The organism is Pseudomonas sp. R11-23-07, assembly GCF_003852295.1.
Taxonomy (GTDB): Bacteria; Pseudomonadota; Gammaproteobacteria; order Pseudomonadales; family Pseudomonadaceae; genus Aquipseudomonas.
In genome coordinates, this window is sequence record NZ_CP027761.1 from 400095 (window position 1) to 409668 (window position 9574).

Sequence of the window (9574 nt, forward strand, 5' to 3'; positions counted from 1 at the left end):
ATGCGACAGCCAGCTGTAATCAGCGCTCATTGGGCGCTCCTTGCAAAGCCGCGGGCGGCGCGTTTTTCCAGGAAGTGCATGCTGGTCATGGCGAGCACGGTCAGGCCCAGGTACATGAAGGCGGCGACCATGAAGAAGGTGAACGGCTGCTTGGTCACGGTCACGCCGATCTGTGCGTGACGCATGATTTCTTCCAGGCCGATCACCGATACCAGAGCGGTGTCTTTCATCAGGATCATGAACAGATTGCCCAGGCCCGGCAGGGCGATGCGCCACATCTGCGGCATGATCAGCCGAGTGAAAATCCGAAATTTCGACAGCCCCAACGCCACACCGGCTTCACGGTGGCCCTTGGGAATGGCGAGGATCGCGCCGCGAAACACTTCCGTGGCGTAGGCGCCAAAGCACAGGCCCAGAGCGATGACACCGGCGGCAAAGGCACTCAGGGACAGGTCGGGGTTACCGAAAAATTCCCCCAAGGCACGCATCAGGTTGACCGTGCCGAAATAAATCAGGAGCACCCACAGCAACTCGGGAATACCGCGAACGATGGTCGAATAAGCACCGCCCAGCCATTGCAACGGCTTGTACGGTGAAGTCTTGGCCAAGGCGCCGGCCAGGCCGAGCACCAGCCCCAGGCACAGGGCCGTGAGCGCCAGTTTGACGGTCATCAGCGCGCCGGCGCCAAGGGCCGGGCCGAATCCGTAGAGGTCGAAATTCATGGTGTTTTCATATCGCGGCAGGCATTGCTGGAAGCCGGCGCGCTCGGCTGAGCGCGTCGGTCAGGCCGTTCAGATCATTCGATGCTGAACGGGAAGTACTTGTCGTTGATCTTCTTGTAAGTGCCGTCTGCCTTGATCTCTGCCAGGGCTTTGTTCAGGCGCTCGCGCAGCGGGTCGCCCTTGCGCACGGCGATACCGATCTTATCGCTCTCTACAACTGGGTCGCCCTTGAATTCATAGGCCGAACCGTCTTTGCTCTTGAGCCATTCGTACTGCACGTACTTGTCGGCCAGGATGCCGTCCAGGCGGCCGGAAGTCAGGTCGAGGTAGGCGTTTTCCTGGGTGTCATACAGCTTGGCCTCGGTGTCCGGCAGCTTGTCTTCCAGGTAGGTGCCAGCCAGGGTCGCACGTTGTGCACCGATCACCTTGCCCTTGAGGTAGGCGGCGTCGGGCTTGAAGTCGGCGGTGGCTTTTGGCGCGATGAACTGCAGCTTGTTGGAGTAGTACGGGTCGGTGAAGTCGACCGCCTGCTTGCGCTCATCGGTGATCGACAGCGAGGACACCAGGAAGTCGAATTTCTTGGCGTTCAGGGCCGGGATGATGCCGTCCCAGTCGGACACATACACTTCGCACTTTTCGACTTTCATCTTGGCGCACAGGGCGTCGCCGATGTCTTTGTCGAAACCGACGACATTGCCGCTGGCGTCTTTATTGTTGAAGGGCGGGTAGGCCGCTTCGATCCCCATTTTCAAGGTTTCTGCCATGGCCGTGGCGCTGAACGCCATCGAGACGGCCGCGGCCAGAAGGAATTTTTTATAGGTCTGCATGCATGTTGCTCCGTTAGCGGTTGCTGGACATGAATTGTTTGCAGCGCGCCGAAAGCGGGTTGTCGAACACCTGCTGTGGCGATCCTTGCTCTTCGACCAGGCCCTGGTGCAGGAACACCACTTCGCTGGACACTTGGCGGGCGAAGCCCATTTCGTGAGTGACCAGCAGCATGGTGCGGCCTTCTTCGGCCAGCGCGCGGATCACATTAAGTACTTCCTGGACCATTTCCGGGTCAAGCGCCGACGTCGGCTCATCGAACAGAATGACCTTGGGCTGCATCGCCAACGTACGCGCAATCGCTGCGCGCTGTTGCTGGCCGCCGGACAGTTGCGCCGGGTAGGCGTGGCGCTTGTCGGCGATGCCGACCTTGGCCAGCAGGGCCTCGGCCACTTCTATCGCCTCGGCCTTGCTCTGGCCGAGCACGCGGCGAGGGGCCTCGATGATGTTGTCGAGGATGCTCATGTGCGGCCACAGGTTAAAGTTTTGAAACACAAAACCGATTTCGCTGCGCAGGCGGTTGATCTGCTTGCCGTCGGCGGCCATCAACTCGCCGTTTTTTGCGGCCTTGAGCTTGAGTTCTTCGCCGGCCACCAGGATCTGGCCCTGGTGCGGGTTTTCCAGCAGGTTGATGCAGCGCAGGAAGGTGGACTTGCCGGAGCCGGAGGAACCCAGGATCGAGATCACATCGCCGTCGCGAGCGGTCAGCGAGATACCTTTGAGTACCTCCAGCTCACCGTAGCGTTTGTGCAAGTTGCGGATTTCAAGCGCGGGCGCGGCCTCGGCCATGTGCGGTCCTCATTGTGTGCATTGCATTCCTGCTGTTGGGCCGCCTTCCTGGCGAGGCGCCAAGCTAGCATAGCGTTTGGATGACAGCCAACAGCGCTGCGGACGGTTAACAGGTGGTCTGCGGCAGGGTGTCGCATCGGCGCAGCAGCGTGTCGCGCCATCAACAACTAACAGACGTTTGGACCTGGCCAATCCACAGGCTTCGCGTAAAAAAGGGCGCGATGGTGCCAGCTTTGGCCGGGTGTTGGAAGGGTTAACCAGGTAAACGGTGCATATCGGCCCCTTTATAGAGCGCCGCCTACTTTTTGTGTGTGTTTTTGGTGCGCTCATGCGCGGTAAAAGTGGGTCGCTCGGTAACGCTATAGCGGAATGCCATTGTTCTCAATGACTTGCGACGACTGAGGAATTGTCCTACAGCCCGCGTCAATCCAGGCTTTGTAATATTTTGGCGCAAAACTTGCGTAAAAAATAAAGAACGCCCTGTTGGTTTCTTTTCACGAGAAAGACTGCGGGCCGGGCGAACCGTTTTCGCAATTCCTCCCAAAGGTGTGTCAATGAGTAGTACGCAAAGCTGCAATGACCTCGAACAGGGGCTTAAACCGCGTCATGTGACCATGCTCTCGATTGCCGGGGTGATTGGTGCCGGTTTATTTGTGGGCTCCGGCCATGCGATTGCTGCCGCCGGCCCTGCCGTACTGCTGGCATATGCCGCTGCGGGTACGCTGGTGGTACTGGTGATGCGCATGTTGGCCGAAATGGCCGTTGCCTCGCCGGACACCGGTTCGTTTTCTACTTACGCCGACCGCGCGATCGGCCATTGGGCCGGGTTTACCATCGGCTGGCTGTACTGGTGGTTCTGGGTGCTAGTGATTCCGTTGGAAGCCAACGCGGCCGCGACCATCCTGCATGCCTGGTTCCCGGGTGTAGCCATTTGGGCCTTCACCCTGATCATCACCTTGCTGCTGACGGCGACCAACCTGTTCAGCGTGAAGAACTACGGTGAGTTCGAGTTCTGGTTCGCGCTGATCAAGGTCGTGGCGATCGTGGGCTTTGTCATCCTTGGCCTGGCGGCGATTTTCGGCTTTTTGCCCACCAGCCAGGTCAGCGGTGTGTCGCACCTGTTCGATACCCAAGGCTTTATGCCGAACGGCATGGGCGCAGTGCTGGCGGCGATCCTGACCACCATGTTCTCGTTCATGGGCACTGAGATCGTGACCATCGCCGCCGCAGAATCGAAGAACCCCGGCCAGCAAATCACCAAGGCCACCAACTCGGTGATCTGGCGAATTGGTTTGTTCTATCTCTTGTCGATTTTCATCGTCGTGTCCTTGGTGCCTTGGAATGATCCGACGCTGGCCGCGGTGGGTTCCTACCAGACCGTGCTCGAGCGCATGGGCATCCCGAATGCCAAGCTGATCGTCGACCTGGTGGTGTTGGTCGCCGTGACCAGCTGCCTCAACTCTGCGCTGTACACCGCCTCGCGCATGCTGTTCTCCCTGGGCCGTCGTGGCGACGCCCCGGCTGTGGCCAAACGCACCAATAAAAGCGGCACGCCTTACTGGGCCGTGTTGCTGTCCACGGGCGCTGCGTTCCTGGCGGTGTTTGCCAACTATGTGGCGCCGGCGGCGGTGTTCGAATTCCTGCTGGCCAGTTCGGGCGCCATTGCCTTGCTGGTGTATCTGGTGATTGCCGTGTCGCAACTGCGCATGCGTCAGAAGCGTACGGCAGCAGGCGAGAAGATTGTGTTCAAGATGTGGCTGTTCCCGGGCCTGACCTACGCGGTGATGGTCTTTATCGTGGGCACGCTGACCATCATGCTGTTCCAGGAAGCGCACCGCGTTGAGATCATCGCGACAGGGATTCTGAGCTTGCTGGTGGTGTTGGCGGGGCTGTTTGTTGCGAGTCGTCGCAAGGCCCAGAGAGTGGGCGCTGCTGTACTGAACTGAAAAATGTAGATCAAAATGTGGGAGGGGGCTTGCTCCCGATGGCAGTGTGTCAGTCACTTATTTGTTAACTGACCCACCGCCATCGGGAGCAAGCCCCCTCCCACATTTCGTATGTGTCAGTCTGCTGAATTTGTCAGCGTTTGGGATGCGGCTAAGTAGTCCGCTTGGAACTGCGGCGATTCGATCCACGCCAATGCGGCGGCCTCGTCATCGCTGTCAGTGGCCCATTGCCGATATTCAATCAGCGCGGCCAGGATAAAGTCGGTCGCTTCCTCTTCGCCTTCCTGCTCCAGCACCAGCGCCAGCAGCGGGTGCGCCAGGAATACCGCACACAGCGCCTGCTGGCTGATTTCGCCCGCCGTACGCATTTCCACGAACAGCTCGGTCAAGTCCACCGACTCAAGGTCGATACGGCTGTCGTCGCCTGCGAACGCGTCCGGCTTGGTTGCGACGGCACGCTGGGTGCGGTTTTGCTTGGCCTTGGTTTTTGCCCGCTGGGCGCGTTTTTGCTGCTTGTTTGGCGAGGCCATGGGCGTAACGTCCTTGGGTTTGGGGCAGGTATTGAAGCGCAGGTTGGGAGAAATCCCAAGAAGGTTTGGTCGCTCATCCAACTCGACCGCCAGGCAATAGATGAATAGGCTTGGCCTTCGCAACCTGCCAGAGCGTCTTCATGACCCGCGATACCCTCGAGCACAACCAGATTCCCGTCTACTTTGGCGCCATCCTGCTGGCCGCTCTGTGTGGCGTATACGCGCCTTCATTCGCTCAGGGCCTCAGCGTGCTGATCACGCCGGCTATCGCGGTATTGATGTACGCGATGTTCCTGCAGATTCCTTTCCTCGAGCTGCGCCGCGGCTGGAGCAGCAAGCGCTTCATGGCGGCGTTGCTGCTGGCCAATTTCATCCTGGTGCCTTTGCTGGTATGGGCGCTGACCCGTGGCCTGTTGGGGCACCCTGCGCTGTTGGTGGGCGCGTTGCTGGTGTTGCTGACGCCGTGTATCGATTACGTGGTGGTGTTTACTCACCTCGGTAAAGGCGACTCGCGGTTGGTACTGGCGGCCACGCCGTTACTGCTGCTGATGCAGTTGGCCCTGCTGCCGGTGTACCTGGGTTTGATGCTAGGCACGCAATCCGGGGTGGTGATCGCGGTCGGGCCGTTTATCGAAGCGTTCCTGGGGTTGATCGTGGCGCCGATGTTGCTGGCCACATTGACCCTGTTCTTCGCCCGGCGATCAATGCTGATCGGCCGGTGGAACAGCGCCTGGGCCTGGCTGCCGGTGCCGGCGATGGCGCTTGTGCTATTTGTGGTGATTGGCTCGCAAATCACATCGGTGATTCGCGACATCGGCGTACTGCTGCCAGTGCTGCCGATCTACGCAGGCTTCGTGCTGCTGGCGCCGCTGATGGGAATGTTGGCCGCGCGGCTGTTTGCGCTGCCGGCGGCCTCGGCGCGGGCGGTGACGTTCAGCGCATCCACCCGCAATTCGCTGGTGGTGCTGCCCCTGGCGCTGGCGTTGCCTGAAGGCGTGCGCGGGCTGGCGGCGACAGCGGTCATCCTGCAGACCCTGGTCGAGCTGGTCGCGCAGTTGATTTATATCCGCCTGATCCCGGCCCTGGTGTGGCCCGCCAGCCGCTGACGCGTGAATATCAGGTTTGTTCAGGCGCTATTCAGGCAGGCGGTCGGCACCATAAGCCCGCGCTTCCCACCTGACAGGTCACCCGATGGATCATCGCAACCGCTTTCGCCTGGAGTCACTGGGCATCTTTCTGATCGCCTTATTGCTGTTCACCTGGGGTATCTGGGACCAGCAGCCCCAGGGCTTTGACGGACGTTGGGCGCTGTTCCTGCAGGAAATGTTTCGCCACGGCGCGAGTCTTTTCCCCACCACCTACGGCCAGCCCTACGCGGATTACCCCGGCACCGCGACCTTCTTCAGCTACGTCTTCGCCCGGTTGTTCGACGCGCCCAACCATTTAGCGAATGTGCTGCCCACCGCGCTGGCTTCGGCCGGGGTGATTGCGTTGATCTATCGCCTGCTCGCGCCGTCCAGCCGGCCCTGGGCATTCCTGACGGTGCTGCTGACATTGCTCACCACCCAGTTGCTCGAAAAGTCGCGCTCGGTGTGCCTGGACCAGATGATCGCGCTGTTGTGCATCGGCACTTTCTACCTGCTGCACAGTGGTGAGCGCCTGGGCTCGCGGTGCAGGCAACTTGCGGTGTTCCCCCTGTTTATCCTGGCCTTTGCGATTCGCGGGCCGCTGGGGTTGATCGAGGTGTGTGGCGTCGCCTGCGTGTACTCGGCGCTGGGTCGGCCGGGGGAGCGGGTCGGGCAGGCGCTGATGCATGGCGTTGTCGGGTTGGTGTTGCTGGCGGCGTGCTGGTGGCTATTGATGAAGCTCGCGCGCATCAGTGGTGGCGATGCCTTTGCCAATGAGGTGTTCAAGATGCAGGTCGGCGGGCGCCTCGATGAGTCTGGCGAGCCGTTCTACTTTTACTTCCAGCTGAGTCTGTACCGCTACTTCCCGGTGGTGCCATTGGCGCTGGCTACCTTGATTGCGCTGCGTCATCGCTGGGCGGAGCGCTGGGCCAATGATGATGTGCAGATGCTGATACGGCTCGGCGCGTGCGGCCTGATGATTCTGCTCGGCCTGTCCGTGCCGCATTTCAAGCGTGCTTATTACATTCTGCCCATGGTGCCGATGTTTGCCGCCGTCGCGGCTTATGGGCTGCTCCAGGCGCAAGGCTGGCTCGTTGGCGTGCGTCGCGGTTACGAAGGGCTCGTTGTAGCGCTGCCGGCGCTGTGCGTGGTGGTGCTGTTTGTGTGTCGGCATGCCTGGCACAAGCAGGGTTACTGGCCCGACGTGTCCATGCCGCTATTGATCGGCGTGCTGGTGCTTCTGCAGGTGGCGGCGATGCTTGCGTGGCATCGGGCTACGCGATTGGTGTGGCTCAGCGCAATCGCCCTGGCGGCCCAGTGGTTGCTGCTGGTGAGCGTCATCGAGCCGGCCAAGGACCTTCAGTTCGATACCCGGCAGTTTGTCCGCCAGGTAGAGGCGTTGCGGGATGCGCAGCCGGGGCCTCTGGTATTTGTCGACCTGGCCCGGGACACTTGGGCGGTGCGCTACATGATGAACCTGGATCACGATGAGCAGCCGCTGTTCGTCGGGCGTAACGAGCTGGAGAGGCTCGCCACACTGCCCCGGCCATCCTGGGTGATTGTGCCGCGCAAGGACACGGCGCTGTTGAAGGGCTCGCCAGTGGAGCCATTGGCGCCGAGCTTTCAGGGGCGCTTGAATGACAATCCGTTGATGGTGTTTTTGCTCGATTGAGAGGCCCCTTTTAGAAGGCATCCGAGACGACGCTCAGCGCATTACCGTTGCTCGTTCAGTTAGACCATCGCTACCGTCTATCGGAATCGCAACGCCGGATGCGCGGGATTTATAATTTTTTATTTAAAAATCAATTGGTTAGTAGTTATTAAGGCGTCTGCCAATTAGACAGACGGGATATTGGCTGACGCATGCTTCGATGTTAATTTGCCACCCTTTGTAAATCGACGGATCGAACATGTACTTTCTCCTGCCATGGACTCGGCTGCTGGGCGCCTGCGTGCTGACTTGCTTCGCGCTGAACACTGCATTCGCCGCCCCCACCCCCGGCGACCAGGACCTGATCCGCGACCGTCAAAACCGCCTGCTCGAAGAGCAGCAGCGGCGCCTGCAGGAACTCCAGGACCTGCCCGGCAAAGCAGCCAAGCCCGAAGCCCCGGCCACCCCCGCCGACACGCGCTGCTTCCCGATCCAGGACATCGAACTCAAGGGCGCCGACAGCCTGCCGGCCGCCGACCGCGAGCGCCTGCTCAAGCCGTATATCGGCCAGTGCCTGGGCGTGTCCCAGCTCAACGAACTGCTCAAGGCCATCACCGACTACTACCTCGGCAAAGGCCGCGTCACCAGCCGTGCCTACCTGCCACAGCAGGACCTTTCCAGCGGTCACCTGCAAGTGTTGGTGGTGGAAGGCAAGCTCGAAGCCCTGAAAAGCGCCGAGGGCAGCACGGTGACCGAGCGCGAGTTGGCCATGGCCTTTCCCGGCAAGGTCGGCGAGGCGCTGAACCTGCGCGAGATCGAGCAATTGGTGGACCAGCTCAACCGCCTGCCGTCGAAACAGGCGCAGATGGAGCTGACCCCCGGCAGCCAGGTCGGCGGCAGCGACGTGGTGGTCAAGAACACCGCGCAAAAGCCCTGGCGCGCCAGTCTGTCACGCAATAACGACGGCCAGAAAAGCACCGGCGAACAGCAATGGGGCGCCGGCCTTGAGTGGGATAGCCCGCTGGGCCTGGGCGACCAGTTGATGCTGCGCGGCGGCCACGACGCCATCAGCGACCATCAGAAAACCTCGAAAAACACCCTGCTTTACTACAACGTACCGTGGGGCTGGTGGAACTTCAGCTACAGCTACAACGAGAGCGACTACCGCACCTACATCGTGGCCGATAACGCCAAGTACAAGCAGGACGGCGACAACCAGAACCACCAGCTGCGCGCCGAGCGGGTGATCCATCGCGATGACGTGAGCAAGACCTCGGTCAACGTCGGCCTGGCGCACCTGCGCACCAACAACTACCTCCTCGACGTGCGCACCGCGCCCAGCAGCAACCGCCTCAGCGAACTGCAACTGGGCATCAACCACGGGCGGCGTATCGGCAGTGCCTTCGTCAACCTCGACCTGGGCATGCAAAACGGCATCGGCCTGCTCGACGCCCAGTCGCAGGAAGAGCGCGACGAATTCGGCCGCCGCCAGCCGAATTCGCGCTACCGCAAATACACCGCCACCGTCAGCTACCTGCAACCGTTCAGCCTGTGGGGCGAGTCGTTCAGCTTCAGCAGTTTGGCCACCGGCCAACGCAGCGAAGACATCCTGTTCAGCCCGCAACGCATGAGCCTCGGCGGTTCGGCCTCGGTGCGCGGCTTCAAGGACCAGTTATTGACCGGCGACAGCGGCGGCTACTGGCGCAACGAAGTGCGCTGGGCGCGCCCGGTGACCCTCGACTGGATGCGCCCGGCCTTCTTCGAATACGGCGCCAGCGTCGGCTACGACCAGGGTGTGATCAGCAACGACCGCTACAACGACAACCAGCATGGGCGGGTCTCCAGCAACTCCCTGGAACTGTTCGCCCGCGGCAAAAACGTCAGCACCAGCGTGACCTTTGCCCATTCGTTAGAAAGACCTGGGGTCGTGACCGAGCGCGAAGCGCCGATCTACTTCCGCATGGATTTCTTCCTGTAATTCAAC

General features: G+C 60.9%; 8 protein-coding genes. 4 read left to right on the plus strand and 4 right to left on the minus strand.

The window, feature by feature from the left end; genetic code table 11:
• Positions 1-26: 26 nt before the first annotated feature.
• From C4J84_RS01680 to C4J84_RS01690, 3 genes are all read right to left on the minus strand, one after another.
• A complete protein-coding gene (locus C4J84_RS01680; RefSeq protein WP_124369246.1) occupies positions 27-722 on the minus strand; it encodes an ABC transporter permease in 696 nt (231 codons plus the stop codon).
• Positions 723-796: 74 nt separating this feature from the next.
• Entirely contained in the window at positions 797-1549 is a 753-nt protein-coding gene (locus C4J84_RS01685) for an ABC transporter substrate-binding protein (protein WP_057725474.1), read from the minus strand.
• Between the two features lie 13 nt (positions 1550-1562).
• Entirely contained in the window at positions 1563-2336 is a 774-nt protein-coding gene (locus C4J84_RS01690) for an ABC transporter ATP-binding protein (protein WP_124365477.1), read from the minus strand.
• Between the two features lie 554 nt (positions 2337-2890).
• On the opposite strand from C4J84_RS01690, the gene gabP reads away from it, so the two are divergent.
• The gene (gene gabP / locus C4J84_RS01695; RefSeq protein ID WP_124428424.1) at positions 2891-4282 is read left to right on the plus strand and encodes a GABA permease; all 1392 of its coding nucleotides are present in this window, start codon (positions 2891-2893) and stop codon (positions 4280-4282) included.
• Between the two features lie 116 nt (positions 4283-4398).
• On the opposite strand, the gene C4J84_RS01700 is transcribed toward gabP, so the two are convergent.
• The gene (locus C4J84_RS01700) at positions 4399-4812 is read right to left on the minus strand and encodes a hypothetical protein (RefSeq protein ID WP_124360838.1); all 414 of its coding nucleotides are present in this window, start codon (positions 4810-4812) and stop codon (positions 4399-4401) included.
• Positions 4813-4952: 140 nt separating this feature from the next.
• On the opposite strand from C4J84_RS01700, the gene C4J84_RS01705 reads away from it, so the two are divergent.
• From C4J84_RS01705 to C4J84_RS01715, 3 genes are all read left to right on the plus strand, one after another.
• Complete coding sequence (locus C4J84_RS01705; RefSeq protein WP_124434832.1) at positions 4953-5918, plus strand: arsenic resistance protein; 966 nt, start codon at positions 4953-4955, stop codon at positions 5916-5918.
• Positions 5919-6003: 85 nt separating this feature from the next.
• The gene (locus tag C4J84_RS01710) at positions 6004-7611 is read left to right on the plus strand and encodes a hypothetical protein (protein WP_124434833.1); all 1608 of its coding nucleotides are present in this window, start codon (positions 6004-6006) and stop codon (positions 7609-7611) included.
• A gap of 238 nt (positions 7612-7849) precedes the next feature.
• Positions 7850-9568, plus strand: coding sequence for a ShlB/FhaC/HecB family hemolysin secretion/activation protein (locus C4J84_RS01715; RefSeq protein WP_124434834.1), 1719 nt, complete (start codon positions 7850-7852; stop codon positions 9566-9568).
• Positions 9569-9574: the final 6 nt, after the last annotated feature.

Coding starts and splice junctions, on each gene's coding strand:
- C4J84_RS01690 (WP_124365477.1), bottom strand. CDS start 2,336: ATGGCCGAGGCCGCGCCCGCGCTTGAAATCCGCAACTTGCACAAACGC.
- C4J84_RS01705 (WP_124434832.1), top strand. CDS start 4,953: ATGACCCGCGATACCCTCGAGCACAACCAGATTCCCGTCTACTTTGGC.
- C4J84_RS01715 (WP_124434834.1), top strand. CDS start 7,850: ATGTACTTTCTCCTGCCATGGACTCGGCTGCTGGGCGCCTGCGTGCTG.
- C4J84_RS01700 (WP_124360838.1), bottom strand. CDS start 4,812: ATGGCCTCGCCAAACAAGCAGCAAAAACGCGCCCAGCGGGCAAAAACC.
- C4J84_RS01685 (WP_057725474.1), bottom strand. CDS start 1,549: ATGCAGACCTATAAAAAATTCCTTCTGGCCGCGGCCGTCTCGATGGCG.
- C4J84_RS01680 (WP_124369246.1), bottom strand. CDS start 722: ATGAATTTCGACCTCTACGGATTCGGCCCGGCCCTTGGCGCCGGCGCG.
- C4J84_RS01710 (WP_124434833.1), top strand. CDS start 6,004: ATGGATCATCGCAACCGCTTTCGCCTGGAGTCACTGGGCATCTTTCTG.
- gabP (WP_124428424.1), top strand. CDS start 2,891: ATGAGTAGTACGCAAAGCTGCAATGACCTCGAACAGGGGCTTAAACCG.